General features: G+C 55.0%; 16 protein-coding genes. 13 read left to right on the top strand and 3 right to left on the bottom strand.

The window, feature by feature from the left end; all coding sequences use genetic code 11:
- Nucleotides 1-141: 141 nt before the first annotated feature.
- The 7 genes from ACL2XF_RS09175 to rluB all read left to right on the top strand — a co-directional run bounded on the left by ACL2XF_RS09175 (nucleotide 142) and on the right by rluB (nucleotide 4963).
- Complete coding sequence (locus ACL2XF_RS09175; protein ID WP_413728476.1) at nucleotides 142-1176, top strand: hypothetical protein; 1035 nt, start codon at nucleotides 142-144, stop codon at nucleotides 1174-1176.
- 460 nt (nucleotides 1177-1636) lie between these two features.
- Nucleotides 1637-1966, top strand: a complete 330-nt coding sequence (locus tag ACL2XF_RS09170; protein WP_413728475.1) for an AidA/PixA family protein — start codon at nucleotides 1637-1639, stop codon at nucleotides 1964-1966.
- A 33-nt stretch (nucleotides 1967-1999) separates the two neighbouring features.
- On the top strand, nucleotides 2000-3016 hold the full coding sequence (locus ACL2XF_RS09165; protein WP_413728474.1) for a major capsid protein: 1017 nt from the start codon (nucleotides 2000-2002) through the stop codon (nucleotides 3014-3016).
- 19 nt (nucleotides 3017-3035) lie between these two features.
- Nucleotides 3036-3206, top strand: a complete 171-nt coding sequence (locus ACL2XF_RS09160) for a hypothetical protein (protein ID WP_413728473.1) — start codon at nucleotides 3036-3038, stop codon at nucleotides 3204-3206.
- Between the two features lie 200 nt (nucleotides 3207-3406).
- Nucleotides 3407-3583, top strand: coding sequence for a hypothetical protein (locus ACL2XF_RS09155; RefSeq protein ID WP_413728472.1), 177 nt, complete (start codon nucleotides 3407-3409; stop codon nucleotides 3581-3583).
- On the top strand, nucleotides 3576-3857 hold the full coding sequence (locus tag ACL2XF_RS09150) for a hypothetical protein (protein ID WP_413728471.1): 282 nt from the start codon (nucleotides 3576-3578) through the stop codon (nucleotides 3855-3857). The genes ACL2XF_RS09155 and ACL2XF_RS09150 overlap by 8 nt, the downstream gene beginning before the upstream one ends.
- Before the next feature lie 218 nt (nucleotides 3858-4075).
- Nucleotides 4076-4963 (top strand): 23S rRNA pseudouridine(2605) synthase RluB, encoded by an 888-nt coding sequence (rluB, locus tag ACL2XF_RS09145; protein WP_410015225.1) that lies wholly within the window; start codon nucleotides 4076-4078, stop codon nucleotides 4961-4963.
- Nucleotides 4964-5085: 122 nt separating this feature from the next.
- Here the strand turns inward: rluB and cobO are convergent, their stop codons facing one another.
- Nucleotides 5086-5676, bottom strand: a complete 591-nt coding sequence (cobO, locus tag ACL2XF_RS09140) for a cob(I)yrinic acid a,c-diamide adenosyltransferase (protein WP_410015224.1) — start codon at nucleotides 5674-5676, stop codon at nucleotides 5086-5088.
- Nucleotides 5677-5693: 17 nt separating this feature from the next.
- Nucleotides 5694-6452, bottom strand: a complete 759-nt coding sequence (locus ACL2XF_RS09135) for a YciK family oxidoreductase (protein WP_410015223.1) — start codon at nucleotides 6450-6452, stop codon at nucleotides 5694-5696.
- Nucleotides 6453-6675: 223 nt separating this feature from the next.
- Here ACL2XF_RS09135 and sohB point away from each other — a divergent pair, with 223 nt between their 5' ends.
- A complete protein-coding gene (sohB, locus tag ACL2XF_RS09130; RefSeq protein ID WP_413722790.1) occupies nucleotides 6676-7722 on the top strand; it encodes a protease SohB in 1047 nt (348 codons plus the stop codon).
- A gap of 80 nt (nucleotides 7723-7802) precedes the next feature.
- Here sohB and ACL2XF_RS09125 read toward each other — a convergent pair whose 3' ends face one another.
- Nucleotides 7803-8054, bottom strand: a complete 252-nt coding sequence (locus ACL2XF_RS09125) for a YciN family protein (RefSeq protein WP_410015221.1) — start codon at nucleotides 8052-8054, stop codon at nucleotides 7803-7805.
- Between the two features lie 421 nt (nucleotides 8055-8475).
- Between ACL2XF_RS09125 and topA the strand changes: the two genes are divergently transcribed.
- From topA to ACL2XF_RS09100, 5 genes are all read left to right on the top strand, one after another.
- Nucleotides 8476-11064 carry a type I DNA topoisomerase gene (gene topA, locus ACL2XF_RS09120; RefSeq protein ID WP_410015220.1) on the top strand — a complete coding sequence of 863 codons (2589 nt, stop codon included), beginning with the start codon at nucleotides 8476-8478 and terminating at the stop codon, nucleotides 11062-11064.
- Between the two features lie 1121 nt (nucleotides 11065-12185).
- A complete protein-coding gene (gene cysB / locus ACL2XF_RS09115) occupies nucleotides 12186-13160 on the top strand; it encodes an HTH-type transcriptional regulator CysB (RefSeq protein WP_410015219.1) in 975 nt (324 codons plus the stop codon).
- A 147-nt stretch (nucleotides 13161-13307) separates the two neighbouring features.
- Nucleotides 13308-15980, top strand: a complete 2673-nt coding sequence (gene acnA, locus ACL2XF_RS09110) for an aconitate hydratase AcnA (RefSeq protein ID WP_413728470.1) — start codon at nucleotides 13308-13310, stop codon at nucleotides 15978-15980.
- 480 nt (nucleotides 15981-16460) lie between these two features.
- Nucleotides 16461-17750, top strand: coding sequence for an HAAAP family serine/threonine permease (locus ACL2XF_RS09105; RefSeq protein WP_410015217.1), 1290 nt, complete (start codon nucleotides 16461-16463; stop codon nucleotides 17748-17750).
- 90 nt (nucleotides 17751-17840) lie between these two features.
- Nucleotides 17841-19205: an L-serine ammonia-lyase gene (locus ACL2XF_RS09100; protein WP_410015216.1), complete on the top strand. Its 1365-nt coding sequence runs from the start codon at nucleotides 17841-17843 to the stop codon at nucleotides 19203-19205.
- Nucleotides 19206-19332 lie beyond the last annotated feature (127 nt).

The following is a 19332-nucleotide window of genomic DNA, read 5'->3' as shown; positions in this document are numbered from 1 at the left end:
AACCTTTTTAAGGAAGATGAAGATATGACCTGTTCTGCATGGAAACTTGCAGCTGGATTTAATATCCGGGTGAGTTGTTGCGTAACTCATTGAACATTAAGAAGAGGGCAATTTGCCGAGGCTTTGCCCGGTGGCGTTGGTTTGTTTGTTTCAGCATTGCAGAAACTTCGTAAAAACTCAAAATTAACAGAAAAAGATTTATTTGCTGAAATGCAAAAAGGGGCATTAAAGGCCGCCGACATTATGCCCTTTTTGGCTGAGGAGATGCATAACGCGGCATTGGCGGGTGGTGCATTGAATAAGATGCTTTCAGGTAATGGCACGGCATTGAGACGTTTATCTACAGCGTGGGCGACCTCTCAACAGCAAATATTTAGCGCGGGATTTGGTGATGCTTTAACCAAATTATTTAATGATCTGTCTGATAATTTAAATAATAATAGCGCTTTGTTTTCTGGAATAGGGAAATTCTTTTCTGGGATTATTGGTTTTGCCAATGATATGTTTAATGGGGTCAGTGATTTTTTCATCCTCAGCAATGCAATTATTAACCATTTTTCCCAGAAATGGCATACAGACCTAAGCACGGCTTTTGATATGAGTGTTGCGTTAGGCTCGATAGGTCTGCTTATTAGCTCATTCACAAGGCTAAGTGGAATTATAGGGACTGTTCTTAAGGGCATGAGGACTATAGCGGGTTTTGGTGAGTTGGGTGCTATCGCTGCTGGCAAGGCAGGCATTAGCGAAGCAGCAGGGACAGCAGGAAAGGGTGCAGCAGCAGCAGGCGGAGGTGGTGGTGCTGGACTATGGCAAACTCTTGGCAAGATATTCAGCATTGGCATGTTAGACCCCGGTCGATCTGCACAGGGCAAATTAGATGGGATAGCTAAAGGACCAAGGATGAGCGCTTATTTAAACGAACCCGGTGCGGGCAAATTTGATTTCTCTTCACTGTTCACCCCTAATGAGATACCTATGCTGCCCAGTCTTGGACAAGCTACGCAATATCAGCCAAATAATATGACGACTCAAGCCCAAATGCCTATAAAAATTCAACAGGATCCCTTGAAGGTTAGCATTAGCGTTCACGATTCTGAATTTTCTCGTGTTATAGATGCTAGATTGGACGATTATAACGATCAACTGATAAATTTATTATCAACAGATCAGGAATAATATGCTGCCATCTTTTATTTATAGACAATTGTCCTAATAATTCTTTATTAATTATGATATTTATGGTAAAATAGCCCTAAGGGAATAATAATATGGTTTATGCTTGGTCGCTGTTCTATGTTATTAACTCCCGTTTTGATTCTACAAATCAAAATCCATTGACAATAGCCTTTGTCAAAATAGCTGGTTATTCTGGACTCTCTCCCAGAACACAGCAACTAAAAAGATAATATCCTCATCTTAAGGTCAACTCCTTCAGCAGATGCAGCCTTTGTTAGCTTATTGTCTTAACATTCCCTCGAAAGAGGGATGTTTCTTATATTTTCTTATTCAAGAGACCATAAGAAACATTGAATATCATCAAATATTTTATGCTCCCTTAGGGCCAGTGGCCCTATTTTTTTATCCAAAATAAATATTGGACGATTGTCCAAAAAATTAAAACAAAAGGAAATAAATTATGGCTCTATATACTCAACCATTAGATCAAGATGACCTGATCGTCCTCTGTGAAGATATGACGTTCTCCCGCCGTGATGTTGTTATTGCCAATTTGGCGATTGACGTGAATGTTGGAGATATTATCAAGGTTAATGGCTCGGGTTTATCCACATCAACGGATACAGCCTTTTTGCTGGTTGCCATCCCACAAGAAGCAGGCGCTAATAAGACAGTCACGACCGTTGACCGTGATTGCATTGTACGTTATCAGATGCTTCACGCAACTAACACCGCCGCTGTCACCGCAGCCATGACCTATTTTGATACTAAAAATATCCGTGTCCTTTAATAACGAAAATAATAAATAAAAAGGAAATAATATATGTTAAATCTTAAAGACAATGAAGTGATCGATCTTGGCACAAGTTATGAAGGTTACGACTTTGAAAATAATTTGCTGATCAATAGTGGTCTATTTAACCCCATCCCTGAAACCTCCACATCCGTTGCATTTGACACTTTGATGAATACAACCCCCGGCGCACTGGATGCTCTGGCCCGTTATGGTGCTGCATGGAATAATGTTAAGCGTGATAAATTTTCGACGCATTATTTGCCCATCCCTACATTTCCTGTAGTGGGTAGCGTAACAGCTCAGAGTTTTCAAAGTCGTCGGGCATTTGGGACTGAAGCGGAAGATTTGCTAAGTACAGCTATCGCTAATGAACAATTCCGACAGGCTCAAGCCGTTAACGAGACGAAAGAAAAAAGCTTTGGTAGTTCTTTATTTCACAATCAGGTTATTGGTGAGAATGCTATCGTGTTGGTTGATCTTGCTGCGGAGTTCGGCTTTACACAACAGACGGCAACGGTAGACCTCTCATCGAGTACTGTTAACCCTGTTAGCGCTATGAGCGATATCGTGGGCGATGCGCGGGAACAGATTGCAGGCTCATTGAAAGCCGTCACTGGGTTTATGGTCGTTTGCTCTCCAAGCTTTTTTAAAGCGCTGAAAAATAGCACGTTTGTTCTTAATATGGCGCAGTACAGTCTTGTGGATCGTGATGTGGCCTTTCCATCAAACCTGCCAGCCTATCGCCGGTTCTCTGTGGATGGCGTGACCTACGTTGAAGATCTGTCTCTGGCCTCTCATGGCATTGCAGATGGGGATGCATACATGTTCCCCACCTTCAGCCAGAAAAACGAAGCGAACCCCTACAGGTACGTTTATGGCCCGTGTAGCCGCAACATTGCCTATGCCGCCTCACTTGCACCACAGCAGATTTTTCAGTGGGCCGTTGCTCGCATGGCTTCCGTGGAGGTATATGCAGAGGCTGGCATTCTGGCCCTGAACACCCGTCCCGATTTCGTGACTAAAATCACCAACACCGCAGCCTAATAATGATGCAGGAGGCAGTATGGTTTTGACGTTGATGAACATGGGCCAAAGCATATCGTTGCCGCTGGACGCTGTGAATATTTCAGCGCTGGCTGACCATTTCGGTGTAGCAAAAAGCAGCTTCCATGCGGATGTGAAAAAGTATGGATTGTACTTGGCTGTACTTCGAGCACAATCACACAAGCGATAATCAAAGCCGGGCTAATCCCCCGGCTTTTTTGTTGTCTTGAAATTGGAAAACAACAGGCGAAGCGCAACATATGGTGATAATAAAAATTATTAATACTAAATGTGTGCTGTATGCATTGACAGGTAATGTGGTATTGGTTAATATTCAATCGATAGTTGAACTGTAGAACCTTAATCAATTTGCAAGATTGGAGAAATGATATGCCAACACGTAAAGTTGTAAGAGATGCAGGTACGGGTGAGTTTGTGAAGCCGAGCGAAGCAACAAGAAGGCCTAAAACCACCGTGACGGAAACTATAAAAGTTCCTAAAAAAAATCTGGAAAGTAATCAAACTGAAGCGCCTCAGGGCGCTTTTTTGAGGCATTTCTATGGCTAAACCTGAAGAACCCTATTGCTATGTCGTTGTTGAAAGTTTCATCCCTAATAAGAAATCGGGTAAACATGGCAAAATTCATATCCGTCCCGTTTCTGGTCAATCAAACTATCCGCCTTCCTTACAGGTAGAATGCAGCAAACAGTTATCAGACACCAAGCTGCACCCGGTAGGCACAAAGTTTAAAATACGAGCAAAACTGACAGATCGTGAAGACGGGGGAGAGTATCTCTACAGTTCATATCGTTGGGCTTACGAAGTAGTAAAGTACCCATGAAGCCGGGCTAATCACCCGGCTTTTTTATGTTCAAAATTCATAGAGAAAATGATAGGTCATTAAATAATCACTGCTGTACCACATTAAATACCAATCAGTGATTGCAGGGTTGTCACACATACTGTAAAATGAGCCCTACAGAAATCAGCAACTACTTGATTTTTAACGATATATTTTTCCCACACGACGCCTGTGAAGGCGACAGCCGAGGTTGCTCAATGAGCGAAAAGCTGCAAAAAGTCCTGGCCCGCGCCGGGCATGGTTCCCGCCGTGAAGTTGAATCCCTGATTGAACAAGGCCGCGTCAGCGTTGACGGCAAAATTGCCACGCTGGGCGATCGGGTCGACGCCGTGAGTTCCATGAAAATCCGCGTCGATGGCCGGGTGGTTTCCATCACCGCGTCAGAAGAGGCGGTGTGCCGGATTCTGGCCTATTACAAACCCGAAGGCGAACTTTGCACCCGGCGGGATCCCGACGGCCGGCCGACGGTATTCGACCGTTTGCCTAAACTCAACGGCTCGCGCTGGATAGCGGTTGGGCGTCTGGATATCAATACTTCCGGCCTGCTGTTATTCACCACCGACGGGGAGCTGGCCAATCGCCTGATGCACCCGAGCCGGGAAGTGGAGCGCGAATACGCGGTACGGGTCTTCGGCCAGGTGGACGACGAAAAACTGCGGCTGCTGACCAAAGGCGTCACCCTGGAAGACGGCACGGGCGCGTTCCGTACCCTGAGCTTCCAGGGCGGGGAAGGGCTGAACCAGTGGTACAACGTGACCCTGACCGAAGGGCGCAACCGCGAAGTGCGGCGTTTATGGGAAGCGGTGGGCGTGCAGGTCAGCCGGCTGATTCGCACCCGCTACGGCGCCATTCCCCTGCCCAAAGGCTTGCCGCGCGGCGGCTGGACTGAACTGCCGCTGGGTGAAATCAACTATCTGCGCGAACTGGTGGAACTGGCGCCGGAAACCGTCACCAAAGTGCCGGTGGAGAAAGAGCGCCGCCGTATGAAGGCCAACCAAATCCGCCGGGCGGTGAAACGCCACAGCACGGTCACGCCTACCCGGCGCGGCGGCCAAAGCAGCAAGCGCAACTCCGGCACCAAATAAGCCCGTCCAGGCGCCCGCGCCAAACGCCGGCTTGGCCGGCCGCGGCGCGCAATGCATCTTCCCGGTCGCCATCCCGCCGCGGCCTGGCCCCGTCTGATTGACCGGGCCAGCCCGCAGCCGCCTCACCAGTCCACGCCCTGTTGCGCCTTGATGCCCGCGTCGAACGCATGTTTCACCGGGCGCAGCTCGCTGACCGTATCCGCCAGCTCCAGCAGTTCGCGGTGGCAGGCGCGGCCGGTGATGATCACCGTCTGCCGCGGCGGGCGATGGTTCAGTGCCGCTATCACTTCGGGTAAATCCACATAATCGTACGTGATCATATAGGTCAGCTCGTCGAGCAGCACCAGATCCAGGCTGTCGTCCGCCAGCATGCGCAGGCCGTGGCGCCAGACCTCTTGGGCCGCGGCCCGATCGGTGACCCGGTTCTGGGTATTCCAGGTAAAACCGGTGGCCATTACCTGGAATTCAACCCCATGCTGCTCAAGCAGATTTCTTTCGCCGTTCGGCCACTGCCCCTTGATAAACTGGATCACGCCGGCGCGCATGCCGTGGCCTATCGCCCGGGTCACGGTGCCGAAGCCGGCGGTGGTCTTGCCTTTGCCGTTGCCGGTAAACACAATGACGATGCCGCGCTGCTCCGTGGCCGCGGCAATACGGGCATCCACCTGTTCTTTTAAACGCTGCTGGCGCTGCTGGTGCCTGTCTTCACTCATTTGCTGGTCCTGTATGATTACGCCGGGCCCGGTGTACGGTCCGGCTGGGCATCGAAACTGATCCCGGTTTTGCGGCGGCTGTCATCCCCCATTAAATAAAGGTAGATGGGCATAATCTCGGCGGGGGTCTTGAGGCGATCGGCATTTTCATCCGGAAAGGCGCTGGCGCGCATACCGGTACGGGTGCCGCCGGGGTTGATGCAGTTAACCCGCAGGGTAGCCGCGGGATATTCGTCCGCCAGCACCTGCATCATGCCTTCGGTGGCGAATTTGGAGACAGCGTACACTCCCCAGTTGGCCCGTCCCTGGCGCCCGACGCTGGAACTGCTGAATATCAGGGAAGGCCGGGACGCCTGCAATAACAGCGGCAGCATCGCCTGGGTCAGCATAAAGGCGGCGTTCACGTTGACCGCCATCACCTGCTGCCAGCTGGCGGGGGACTGCTGCGCCATCGGCACGATTTCGCCTAACAGGCCGGCATTGTTCAGCAGGCCGTCCAGGCGCGGAAAGTCGGCCGCGAGCCGCTGGCCCAGCAAGGCGTAATCCTCCGCTCCGGCCACCGCCAGGTCAAAGGGGATAACCCGCGCCGGCTGGCCGCCTTCACCGGCAATCAATCCCGCCACCGCCGCCAGCTTGGCTTCGGTGCGCCCCAGCAGCAATAGCCTGGCGCCGTGGCGGGCGTAAGTCAGCGCCGCCTCGCGGCCGATGCCGTCGCCGGCCCCGGTCACCATAATGATGCGGCCGGCCAATAAGTCATGTTTGGGCTGGTAGTACAAGGGACGCTCCTTTGCTAACCCGTCACCCTGGAGGTGATATTAGCGCTCTTTTTACCCGACGGTCTCTCATTTTATGCCTGAAACCTGACCTCATTTCAATCGTTAACGGTTTACCGACTTAATATACGTAAACCTACGTAATATTCTGATTTTCCCGGCGACGTATACCCGCGCCTTAGCTAGAATAGACCGCAACGGAAAACACATTCAGCAAGGCGACAGCGTGGAATTTATTACTCTTTATGGACTCTTCCTGGCAAAAACCATCACCGTGGTGCTGGCCTTCGGCGCGATTTTGCTGCTGGTCATGGGATTGCGTCAGCGGCAGCGCCGGCGCAAGGGCGAAATCCAGATAACGGATCTGGGTAAACAGTATCGTGAGATGCAGCGCGAAATGCAGCTGGCGCGCATGGGCGAGGCCGAACAGCGTATCTGGCACAAGCGGCATAAGAAGCAGGAAAAAGGCGAGGCGAAACTGGCGCGCGCGCGCGCAAAGCATGGCGAAAAAACGCCGCAGAAATCCTGTTTGTACGTACTGGATTTCAAAGGCAGCATGGATGCAGGCGAGGTCGCTTCGCTGCGCGAGGAAGTGTCCGCGGTGCTGGCGGTGGCGAAACCGGAAGATGAGGTGCTGCTGCGCCTCGAAAGCCCCGGCGGGGTGGTGCATGGCTACGGCCTGGCCGCCTCGCAGCTGCAGCGCCTGCGCGATCGCGGCATCCGCCTGACGGTAGCGGTGGATAAGGTGGCCGCCAGCGGCGGTTATATGATGGCCTGCGTCGCCGATCGCATTATCGCCGCGCCTTTCGCCATTGTCGGTTCCATAGGCGTCGTGGCCCAGATTCCTAACTTCAATCGGCTGCTCAAGCGCAATGATATCGACATGGAACTGCACACCGCCGGGGCCTATAAGCGGACCCTGACCCTGTTTGGTGAAAACTCGCCGGAAGGACGGGAAAAGTTCCAGCAGGATCTGAACGAAACGCACCAGCTCTTCAAGCAGTTTGTCCATGACATGCGCCCCACGCTTGATATTGAAGCGGTGGCGACCGGCGAGCACTGGTACGGCACCCAGGCGCGGGAAAATGGTCTGGTTGACGGCATCGGCACCAGCGATGATCTGCTGATTGCCGAAATGGCCAACCATGAGGTCATTAGCGTGCGTTTCACGCGGCGTAAACGTTTGCTTGCGCGGTTTACCGACAGTGCGGCGTTAAGTATCGAGCAGCGCCTGTTGCATTTATGGCAACGGGGCCAAAAACCCCTGCTGTGACGGCTCCCCGCCCCGAGGGCGGGTATGTCCGGCGGTTTGCGTCCGCCCGGGAACGGGAAACCGGCCCGGGCGTGGGTCATTTATTCCTCCAGGTGATACTTTTCTGACAACACCACGGCGAGATGTTTAAACATATTGAACACTGCCGTGGTTTTACGGGTGGGTAATCCATCCTGATCGAAAAAGAATTCACCGCGGAAAATCAGCACGCCGCCTTTCTGTTCTACCTCGGTGGCCTCCATGCCGTGCATATATTCATCATGCGCGCGAATAATCCGGTTAGCCTCAATAAGCAGGCTGTTGCGATCAATGGGGGTGGTGTTAGCGTACATACCTATTACTCCTTAGATGTCTTCCGGCCTATTGTAATCCCCGGTTGTGTTTGGCTGCAAACAGACTAAGGTTTATTCGTCGAACGGGCTTTTTAAACGCTTTTGCCGCCCGGGAAATTTTTTGCGCCGCTAATAAGTTGCACCAACTTTTTTATCATGTAGAGTGTGGGCCTTCATCAACTGGCGGGGATAACCGCATCCCAATCAATAGTTGATTTATCAATATTCAATGAAAGTATTGATAAATTAATTTTATTTTTCAATAGGTTAATCTCATGGCAAAGGCGAAAAAGCAGACTGGCTGAACAGAGGTTGATTTTTGACGGCGCTGCCGCAATATAAAATTAGTAAATGCCCAGCCAGGGTCTGGCGCACAAAATGCTTCTTAATTACAGAAGAAATCATTCAGGTAAAGGTAAACATGGGTAAAGCTCTCGTTATCGTTGAATCACCGGCTAAAGCCAAAACGATTAATAAATATTTAGGCAATGACTACGTCGTTAAATCGAGCGTCGGTCACATCCGTGATTTGCCCACCAGCGGTTCCGCCACTAAAAAAAGCGCCGACGCCACCAAAACGAAAAAAGTGAAAAGCGACGCGCAAACCGCACTGGTCAATCGCATGGGCATTGATCCTTACCACGGCTGGAAAGCGCATTACGAGATCCTCCCCGGCAAAGAAAAAGTGGTCAACGAGCTCAAAGCGCTGGCGCAAAACGCCGACCATATCTATCTCGCAACCGACCTTGACCGCGAAGGGGAAGCCATCGCCTGGCACCTGCGGGAAGTGATCGGCGGCGATGACAAGCGTTTTAGCCGGGTGGTATTTAATGAAATCACCCGCAATGCCATTACGGCGGCGTTTAAAAAACCCGGCGAGCTGAATATTGATCGGGTCAACGCCCAGCAGGCCAGGCGTTTTATGGACCGCGTGGTGGGCTACATGGTCTCGCCGCTGCTGTGGAAAAAACTGGCCCGCGGCCTGTCCGCCGGACGCGTGCAGTCGGTCGCGGTACGCCTGGTGGTCGAACGCGAACGCGAGATAAAAGCCTTCGTGCCGGAAGAGTATTGGGAACTGCACGCCGACCTCAAGGTGTCGGACAAGGCGCAACTGCAGATGCAGGTCACCCATCATGGCGACAAGCCCTTTAAGCCGGTCAACCAGGCGCAGACCCAAGCCGCCGTCAAGCAGTTGGAAAACGCGCAGTATGTTATCGCCGACCGTGAGGACAAGCCCACCAGCAGCAAGGCCGGCGCGCCCTTTACCACCTCGACATTGCAACAAGCCGCCAGCACCCGCCTGGGTTACGGCGTCAAAAAAACCATGATGCTGGCCCAGCGCCTGTACGAAGCGGGGCATATTACCTATATGCGTACCGACTCCACCAACCTGAGCCAGGACGCGCTGGCCATGGCGCGCGATTACATCGGCGCACAGTTCGGCGCCAAATATCTGCCTAAGCAGGCCAATGAATACGCCAGCAAGGAAAATTCCCAGGAAGCGCATGAAGCGATCCGTCCTTCCGATGTCAATAATCTGGCCGAACAGCTAAAAGATATGGAAGTGGACGCGCAAAAGCTGTATCAGCTGATCTGGCGCCAATTTGTCGCCTGCCAGATGATGCCGGCGCAGTACGATTCCACCACCCTGACGGTCAAAGCGGCGGATTACCAACTGCGCGCCAAGGGCCGCATCCTGCGCTTCGACGGCTGGACCAAGGTCATGCCCGCGCTGCGCAAAGGGGATGAAGATCGCACCCTGCCGCCGGTTAGCGTGGGCCAGACGCTCGGGCTGGAAAAATTACTGCCCAGCCAGCACTTCACCAAGCCGCCCGCGCGCTACAGCGAAGCGTCCCTGGTCAAGGAACTGGAAAAACGCGGCATCGGCCGGCCGTCGACCTATGTGTCCATCATCTCCACCATCCAGGATCGCGGGTATGTACAGGTAGAAAACCGCCGTTTCTACGCCGAAAAAATGGGCGAAATCGTCACCGACCGCCTGGAAGAAAATTTCCGGGAACTGATGAACTACGACTTTACCGCCCGCATGGAAGACAAGCTCGACCAGGTGGCCAATAACGAAGCCGAGTGGAAAGCCGTGCTGGACTCATTCTTCAGGGAGTTCAGCGAGCAGCTCGAAAAGGCGGAAAAAGATCCGGAAGAGGGCGGCATGCGCCTCAACCAAATGGTGATGACCAGCATCGATTGTCCCACCTGCGGGCGCAAAATGGGCATCCGCACCGCCAGTACCGGCGTGTTCTTGGGATGTTCGGGGTATTCACTGCCGCCGAAAGAACGCTGCAAGACTACCATTAATCTGATCCCGGAATCGGAAACCCTCAATCTGCTGGAAGGCGAGGATGCCGAAACCAACGCTCTGCGCGCCCGTCGCCGCTGCCCTAAATGCGGCATGGCCATGGACAGCTACCTGATTGACAACGGCCGCAAGCTGCACGTCTGCGGCAACAATCCGCTTTGCGACGGCTATGAAATCGAGCAAGGCGAATTCAGGATCAAGGGCTACGACGGCCCGGTGGTCGAGTGTGAAAAATGCGGCTCCGATATGCATTTAAAACTGGGACGCTTCGGCAAATACATGGCCTGTACCAACGAGGAATGCAAAAACACCCGCAAAATCCTGCGCAACGGCGATGTTGCGCCGCCAAAAGAAGATCCGGTGCCGCTGCCTGAGCTGCAGTGTGAAAAATCGGACGCTTATTTTGTCCTGCGTGACGGCGCGGCTGGCGTATTCCTTGCGGCCAACACGTTCCCGAAATCACGTGAAACCCGGGCACCGCTGGTGGAGGAACTGGCGCGCTTCAAAGATCGCCTGCCGGAAAAACTGCGCTACCTGGCCGACGCGCCGGCAAAAGACCCCGAGGGCAACAAAGCCATGGTGCGCTTTAGCCGCAAGACCAAACAACAGTACGTTTCTTCCGAAAAAGACGGCAAGGCCACCGGCTGGACGGCGTTCTACATCGACGGCAAATGGCAGGTCACCAAAAAGTAGCCATGCGCCAGGCCCGCCAACACCGAGTTTAAAGCAGATGTGTTCAAGGCAGACCTAGCCAATGGGGTCGAATCGGGCGTGGTGTCCCCGCCAAACCGAGCCCCGCGGCGCGCCAGGCCCGCCAACACAGAGCTTAATGCAGACGTGTTCAAGGGAGAGCGTGCCGATGGGGTCGAATCGGGCGTGGTGTTCCCGCCCGACCGAGCGCCCCACGGCGCGCTAGGCCCGCCAACGCCGAACTCAAAGCAGACGTGTTAAAGGGAGACCGTGCCAGTGGGGTCGAATCGGGCGTGGTGTTCCCGCCCGACCGAACGCCCCATGGCGCGGTAGGCCCGCCAACACTGCGCTTAATGCAGACGTGTTCAAGGGAGAGCGTGCCAGTGGGGCCGAATCGGGCGTGGTGTTCCCGCCCGACCGAGCGCCCCGCGGCGCGCCAGGCCCGCCAACACAGAGCTTAATGCAGACGTGTTCAAGGGAGAGCGTGCCGATTGGGTCGAATCGGGCGTGGTGTTCCCGCCCGACCGAGCGCCCCGCGGCGCGCCAGGCCCGCCAACACAGAGCTTAATGCAGACGTGTTCAAGGGAGACCGTGCCAGTGGGGCCGAATCGGGCGTGGTGTTCCCGCCCGACCGAGCGCCCCATGGCGCGGTAGGCCCGCCAACACTGCGCTTAAAGCAGACGTGTTCAAGGGAGACCGTGCCAATGGGGTCGAATCGGGCGTGGTGTTCCCGCCAAACCGAGCCCCATGGCGCGGTAGGCCCGCCAACACTGCGCTTAAAGCAGACGTGTTCAAGGGAGACCGTGCCAATGGGGCCGAATCGGGCGTGGTGTTCCCGCCCGACCGAGCGCCCCATGGCGCGGTAGGCCCGCCAACACTGCGCTTAATGCAGGCGTGTTCAAGGGAGAGCGTACCAGTGGGGCCGAATCGGGCCGGCAATCATCAACCAACCTACGGGTTGGTTTTTTTATGTCTTATAAATAAGTTATATATAGCGATTTTTTATGATTAAATAGTATTAATTGCAAGATTAGCTTTCCCGCTGACGCCGGGGAAAAAAAACGCCCCCAGGCCGCGCCGCTGACAAGTAACTCTTGCGCCAAATTTATGCCAGGATGACAAAAATGAAATTGCAGCAACTTCGCTATATTGTTGAAGTCGTGAACCACAACCTCAATGTCTCCTCCACCGCCGAGGGGCTATACACCTCCCAGCCCGGCATCAGCAAACAGGTACGGATGCTGGAAGACGAACTCGGGGTACAGATCTTCGCCCGCAGCGGCAAACACCTCACCCAGGTTACGCCGGCCGGACAGGAAATCATCCGCATTGCCCGCGAAGTCCTCTCCAAGGTCGACGCCATCAAGGCGGTGGCGGGCGAACATACGTATCCGGATAAAGGCTCGCTCTATGTCGCCACCACCCACACGCAGGCGCGCTACGCGCTTCCGGATGTGATCAAAGGGTTCATCGAACGCTACCCCCGCGTTTCCCTGCACATGCATCAAGGCTCGCCGACGCAAATCGCCGAAGCGGTCTCCAAAGGCATCGCGGATTTCGCCATCGCCACCGAAGCGCTCCACCTCTACGACGACCTGGTCATGCTGCCCTGCTACCATTGGAACCGCGCCATCGTGGTACTGCCCACCCATCCGCTGGCGGGCAAAGACCAGATCACCATTGAAGAACTGGCCGCGTTCCCCCTGGTCACCTACACCTTTGGGTTTACCGGCCGCTCGGAACTGGATACCGCCTTCAACCGCGCCGGGCTCACGCCGCGCATCGTCTTTACCGCCACCGATGCCGACGTGATTAAAACCTACGTCCGCATGGGCCTGGGCGTTGGCGTCATCGCCAACATGGCGGTCAGCAGCGAGGCCGACCCCGATCTGGTAAAAATCAACGCCGACGCCATGTTTGCCCTCAGCACCACCAAAATCGGCTTTCGCCGCAGCACCTTCCTGCGCAGCTACATGTATGATTTTATCCAGCGCTTCGCGCCGCATCTCACCCGAGACGTCGTGGATACGGCGGTGGCCCTGCGCTCCAATGAAGAAATCGAAGCGATGTTCAAGGATATTAAATTACCGGTAAAGTGACGTGCCGGTGCCGGCACCGGCATGACCGCATCGGTGAACACACTTTATGTTATGAAAAAGTTGCGTAATTCTTGTAAATTGTTTACTGCAATGCCTCAACCTGGATAGGGTTATGACTATAATGAAGTAAAAGTCTGGAGGAGAGCTATGTCGACAACGATTCGAGAAGCCAGTAAGGATCAACTGGTCATACGTGATAAAACCTACCGCTATTACAGCCTGCCGCGCGCCGCCCAACAGCTGGGCAACCTCGACCGGCTGCCCAAATCCATGAAGGTCCTGCTGGAAAACCTGCTGCGCAACCAGGATGACGACATCGTCACCGAAGCGGATCTGCGCGCCCTGGCGGGCTGGCTTGAGCACGCGCACGCGGACGGTGAAATCGCCTACCGTCCGGCGCGGGTGCTGATGCAGGATTTTACCGGCGTTCCGGCGGTGGTAGACCTCGCGGCTATGCGCGAAGCGGTAAAGCGCCTTGGCGGCGACGTCGATAAGGTCAATCCGCTCTCGCCGGTGGATCTGGTTATCGACCACTCGGTCACCGTCGACAGCTATGGCGACGATCGCGCCTTTGCCGAAAATAACCAATTGGAAATGGAACGCAACCTCGAGCGCTATAAATTCCTGCGCTGGGGACAACAGGCGTTCAGCCGTTTTCGCGTGGTGCCGCCTGAAAACGGCATCTGCCACCAGGTCAACCTGGAATATTTGGCGCTCACCGTCTGGCATGAAGAGCAGGATGGCGAGGCGGTGGCGTTTCCCGACACCCTGGTTGGCACCGACTCGCACACCACCATGGTCAACGGCCTGGGCGTGCTGGGCTGGGGCGTAGGCGGCATTGAGGCGGAGGCGGCCATGCTGGGCCAGCCGGTCTCGATGCTGATCCCCGATGTGGTCGGGTTTAAACTTATCGGCAAACTCAATGAAGGCATTACCGCCACCGACCTGGTGCTTACCGTCACCCAAATGCTGCGCAAACACGGCGTGGTGGGCAAATTCGTTGAATTCTACGGCGACGGGCTGGACGTACTGCCGCTGGCGGACCGGGCCACCATCGCCAACATGGCGCCGGAATACGGCGCCACCTGCGGTTTCTTCCCTGTGGATGCCATTACCCTGGATTACCTGCGCCTGACCGGCCGCTCCGAGGAGCAAATCGCCCTGGTGGAAGCCTACAGCAAGCAGCAGGGATTATGGCGCCACCACGGCGACGAACCCCGCTTTACCAGTACCCTGACGCTTGATATGGGAAGCGTAGTGGCAAGCCTTGCCGGACCGAAGCGTCCGCAGGACCGGGTGGCGCTGCCGGGCGTGCCCGCCGCGTTTCGCGCCAGCGACGAGCTGGATTTTACCCGGCGCACCCACCATCCTGATTTCCAGACCTTTGAACTGGATGGACAACAGCATGAACTGCACCAGGGCGCGGTGGTGATTGCCGCCATTACCTCCTGCACCAATACGTCCAACGCCAATATCCTGATGGCCGCCGGCCTGCTGGCCCGCAACGCGGTCAACAAGGGATTGCGGACCAAGCCCTGGGTCAAGACGTCCCTGGCCCCCGGTTCCAAAGTGGTGACCGATTACCTCGCCGCCGCCGGCCTGACGCCTTATCTGGATCGCCTGGGTTTCAACCTGGTGGGCTACGGGTGCACCACCTGTATCGGCAATTCCGGCCCGTTAAAGGAATCCATCGAGGCGGCGATTAAATCCGGCGACCTGACGGTGGGAGCGGTGCTTTCCGGCAACCGCAACTTCGAGGGGCGCATCCATCCGCTGGTGAAAACCAACTGGCTGGCTTCACCGCCGCTGGTGGTGGCCTATGCCCTGGCCGGCAACATGCAGGTGAACCTGAGCGAAGATCCGCTCGGCACCGACCCGCAGGGACAACCGGTATATCTCAAGGATATCTGGCCCAGCTCGGCGGAAATCGCCGATGCGGTGGCGCTGGTCAACAGCGCCATGTTCCACAAGGAATACAGCGCGGTCTTTAACGGCAACGCGCAATGGCAAAATATTGAGGTCAACCGCACGCCGACCTACGACTGGCAGCCGGATTCCACCTATATCCGCCTGACGCCGTTTTTTGACGATATGCAGCATCAGCCGAAGCCCGTGGAAAATATCACCCATGCCAGAATCTTGGCCATGCTGGGCGATTCCGTGACCACCGATCATATATCGCCCGCGGGCAATATCAAGGTGGACAGCCCGGCCGGCCTGTACCTGCGCGAGAACGGCGTCGAAGCCGGTAACTTTAATTCCTACGGCTCCCGGCGCGGTAATTACGAAGTGATGGCGCGCGGCACCTTCGCCAATATCCGCATCCGCAATGAGATGGTGCCGGGCGTAGAAGGGGGGATTACCCGCCATATCCCGTCAGGAGAGGAGCTGGCGATTTACGATGCCGCCATGCGTTACCAGCAGGAACAGGTGCCGCTGGCGATTATCGCCGGGAAAGAGTACGGCTCCGGCTCCAGCCGCGACTGGGCCGCCAAGGGGCCCCGGCTGTTGGGTATACGGGTGGTGCTTGCCGAGTCGTTCGAGCGTATCCACCGCTCCAACCTGATCGGCATGGGCATTTTACCGCTTGAATTCCCGGCGGGGGTCACCCGGAAAACGCTGGGCCTGACCGGCGACGAAAGCATCAGCATCAGCGGACTGGACGAACTCGCGCCGGGCCAAACGGTACCGGTGCGCATTACCTATGCCGACGGACGTGTTGAAGTGGTGCCGGCACGTTGCCGCATCGATACCGGCAATGAGCTGACCTACTTCCGCCATGACGGCATTTTAAACTACGTGATCCGCAAAATGTTGTAATCTCCCGGCGCTTCCCGCCACTCGCCAGGGCGGCGGGAAGCGCGCTGGACAGGACGCGATGCGAATAAACGACAGAATCTGCGTGACATTGGCGATGCCGGGTATATTATTTCCCCCGCATATTTATTTTTCTCGCCAGACTTAATTATTTTATTTATTGGCCTGACAAGGTTATTCTGTTATTATGTTGGCATATAAAGTATCAAATTAGCACCCTTACAGCGCGCCGGTGATAAAGTATTAATATTGACATTTTAATTTAAATACCGTTTTTTATCCTCTCAATTAATACCTGCAATTTTGTGATCCCTACAGGGTTATTATTAATTCCATTTGATATAGAATGCCGCCACTGAAAGATAGCGCCTGCGGATGAAAATAAAAATCTATTTTCATGAGTGGTTATTTTTAACCTTAGCGCAATATCTTTAACATATTCGCGGCATTTTTATTTCATCGTTCCCTGAGGAAAACACTATAATGAATAGCATCACGGAAAGCGCATCGGTGCTGGAGGCGTCCTCCGCCTCCAGCTGGCGCAGAAGCGACACCATGTGGATGTTGGGCCTGTACGGCACGGCCATCGGCGCGGGCGTGCTGTTTTTACCTATTAATGCGGGCATCGGCGGGCTGTTGCCGCTCATTATTATGGCGATTCTCGCCTTTCCCATGACCTTTTATGCCCATCGCGGATTATGCCGCTTTGTATTATCAGGTAAAAATGGCGGCGAGGATATAACCGAAGTTGTTGAAGAACATTTTGGCGTGGGTGCGGGTAAATTAATCACCTTGCTGTATTTTTTTGCAATATATCCTATTTGTCTGGTGTATGGCGTCGCCATCACCAATACCGTTAACAGCTTTATTACCCACCAGCTCCATTTGGTGGCGCCGCCGCGGGCGATATTATCGCTGATATTAATTGTCGGGCTGATGACCATTGTGCGCTTCGGCAAAGACATGATCGTCAAAGCGATGAGTATCCTGGTTTTCCCTTTTGTCGCGGCATTGATGTTGCTGGCGCTTTATCTTATTCCCAACTGGAGCGCCGCCATATTCGATAACGCGTTCGTTGCCGGCGCCGCCACCGGCCATGGTCTGATGACCACGTTATGGCTGGCGATCCCAGTCATGGTCTTCTCGTTTAACCATTCGCCGATTATCTCCTCGTTTGCGGTAGCCAAGCGTCAGGAATATGGCGTGGGCGCGGAGAAAAAATGTTCCCGCATCCTGGCCTGCAGCCATGTGATGATGGTAGTAACGGTGATGTTTTTTGTGTTTAGCTGCGCGCTCAGCCTGTCCACCGCCGATCTGATGGAAGCCAAGGCGCAGAATATTTCCATCCTGTCCTACCTGGCCAATCATTTTAACAACCCGCTGATTGCATGGATGGCGCCGATTATCGCCACGGTCGCTATCAGCAAATCCTTTCTTGGCCACTACCTCGGCGCCCGCGAAGGCTTCAACGGCATGATGATCAAAGCATTACGCAGCCGTGGCAAAACCGCCTCCGAAGAAAAGCTTAACCGCATCACCGGCATCTTTATGCTGCTGACCACCTGGCTGGTGGCGACGCTTAACCCCAGCATCCTCGGCATGATTGAAACCCTTGGCGGTCCGGTTATCGCCATGCTGTTGTTCTTGATGCCGATGTACGCCATCCAGAAAGTACCGGCGATGAAAAAATACAGCGGCCACTTCAGCAACGTATTTGTGGTGTTTATGGGCCTGATCGCCATGTCGGCGATTATCTACAGCCTGATGGGCTGATGGCCAAGCCGGGTCCTTCGGGCCCGGTCCGCTTTTCGCGCCGAGGACGTCGATGGAAAACCTTCGGCGCCGCATAATAAGGACAGGGTTATGGTTAGCATTTTTGATATTTTCAAGATAGGCATCGGTCCTTCCAGTTCGCACACCGTCGGCCCGATGAAAGCCGGGAAAATGTTTACCGATGATTTGCAGGCGCAGGGGCTGCTTTCCTCGATCGACCGCCTCGGCGCGGACGTCTATGGTTCCCTGTCATTAACCGGCCGGGGACATCATACTGATATCGCCATCATCATGGGCCTGGCCGGCAAGGCGCCCGATACGGTTGACGTGGATGCCATCCCGCAGTTTATCCAGCAAGTGCGGCAGCGTGGGCGGCTGCCCCTGGCGGACGGCCACGAAGTGGATTTTGCCGTGGCCTCGGCCATTGTGTTTCGCGATGAGAACCTGCCGTTGCATGAAAACGGCATGATGTTCAATGCCTACCGGCAAAATGCGCTGGTTTACAGCAAAACCTATTATTCCATCGGCGGCGGGTTTGTGGTCGATCGGGAAAACTTCGGCAAAAAGATCCCATCCGAGCAGGCGGTGCCGTTTCCTTTCTTTTCGGCGCAGAACCTGTTGCGCCACTGTCGCGATAATTGCCTGTCGCTCTCGGCGGTGGTGATGAAGAACGAACTGGCCCTACATACCCGGGAGGAGATCGAACACTATTTCGGCGCGGTATGGCTCACCATGCAAAACGCCATGCAGCGCGGCATGAATACCGAGGGCGTGCTGCCGGGGCCGATCCGGGTGCCGCGCCGCGCCTCCAGCCTGCACCGGCTGCTGTTTACCAATGATCGTTTCTCCAGCGATCCGATGAACGCCATGGACTGGGTCAATATGTTCGCCATGGCGGTGGCCGAGGAAAACGCCGCCGGCGGGCGGGTGGTTACCGCGCCGACCAATGGCGCCTGCGGCATTATCCCAGCGGTGCTGGCCTATTATGATCATTTTATCCAGCCGGTGACCCCGGAGGCGTACCTGCGCTATTTCCTGGCCTCCGGCGTGGTCGGCGCGCTGTATAAAATGAACGCGTCCATTTCCGGCGCCGAAGTAGGGTGCCAGGGTGAAATCGGGGTGGCCTGCTCGATGGCGGCGGCGGGGCTGGCGGAGCTGCTGGGCGGCAGTCCGGAACAGGTGTGCATCGCGGCGGAAATCGGCATGGAGCATAACCTCGGCCTGACGTGCGATCCGGTGGCGGGCCAGGTGCAGGTACCCTGTATCGAGCGTAACGCCATTGTGGCGATGAAGGCGATTAACGCCGCGCGCATGGCGGTGCGGCGCACCACGGAACCGCGCGTGTCGCTGGATAAGGTTATCGAGACCATGTATGAAACCGGCAAGGACATGAACGCCAAATACCGCGAAACATCGCGCGGCGGACTGGCGATCAAGGTTGTGTTATGTGAATAGCGCGGGGCATGAAATCAGCTGAACCCGGCGGCAAGGATGGCCGCGTCCGGGTCCGCCACGGGCATTGCGGCCTCAGGGCCGGGGAAGGCGGCGATGACCGCCGCGATAGGTGCTCCCGCCGCCGGGA

This window comes from Sodalis sp. RH19 (assembly GCF_047324215.1).
GTDB lineage: Bacteria > Pseudomonadota > Gammaproteobacteria > Enterobacterales > Enterobacteriaceae > Acerihabitans.
The sequence above is the reverse complement of the archived record's forward strand: the minus strand, read 5'-3'. Positions and strand labels throughout refer to the sequence as shown.

Bases quoted from the DNA above. Each gene is read 5' to 3' on its own strand.
- ACL2XF_RS09170 (WP_413728475.1), top strand. From the start codon at position 1,637: ATGGCTCTATATACTCAACCATTAGATCAAGATGACCTGATCGTCCTC.
- ACL2XF_RS09165 (WP_413728474.1), top strand. From the start codon at position 2,000: ATGTTAAATCTTAAAGACAATGAAGTGATCGATCTTGGCACAAGTTAT.
- ACL2XF_RS09160 (WP_413728473.1), top strand. From the start codon at position 3,036: ATGGTTTTGACGTTGATGAACATGGGCCAAAGCATATCGTTGCCGCTG.
- ACL2XF_RS09155 (WP_413728472.1), top strand. From the start codon at position 3,407: ATGCCAACACGTAAAGTTGTAAGAGATGCAGGTACGGGTGAGTTTGTG.
- ACL2XF_RS09150 (WP_413728471.1), top strand. From the start codon at position 3,576: ATGGCTAAACCTGAAGAACCCTATTGCTATGTCGTTGTTGAAAGTTTC.
- rluB (WP_410015225.1), top strand. From the start codon at position 4,076: ATGAGCGAAAAGCTGCAAAAAGTCCTGGCCCGCGCCGGGCATGGTTCC.
- cobO (WP_410015224.1), bottom strand. From the start codon at position 5,676: ATGAGTGAAGACAGGCACCAGCAGCGCCAGCAGCGTTTAAAAGAACAG.
- ACL2XF_RS09125 (WP_410015221.1), bottom strand. From the start codon at position 8,054: ATGTACGCTAACACCACCCCCATTGATCGCAACAGCCTGCTTATTGAG.
- topA (WP_410015220.1), top strand. From the start codon at position 8,476: ATGGGTAAAGCTCTCGTTATCGTTGAATCACCGGCTAAAGCCAAAACG.
- cysB (WP_410015219.1), top strand. From the start codon at position 12,186: ATGAAATTGCAGCAACTTCGCTATATTGTTGAAGTCGTGAACCACAAC.
- acnA (WP_413728470.1), top strand. From the start codon at position 13,308: ATGTCGACAACGATTCGAGAAGCCAGTAAGGATCAACTGGTCATACGT.
- ACL2XF_RS09105 (WP_410015217.1), top strand. From the start codon at position 16,461: ATGAATAGCATCACGGAAAGCGCATCGGTGCTGGAGGCGTCCTCCGCC.
- ACL2XF_RS09100 (WP_410015216.1), top strand. From the start codon at position 17,841: ATGGTTAGCATTTTTGATATTTTCAAGATAGGCATCGGTCCTTCCAGT.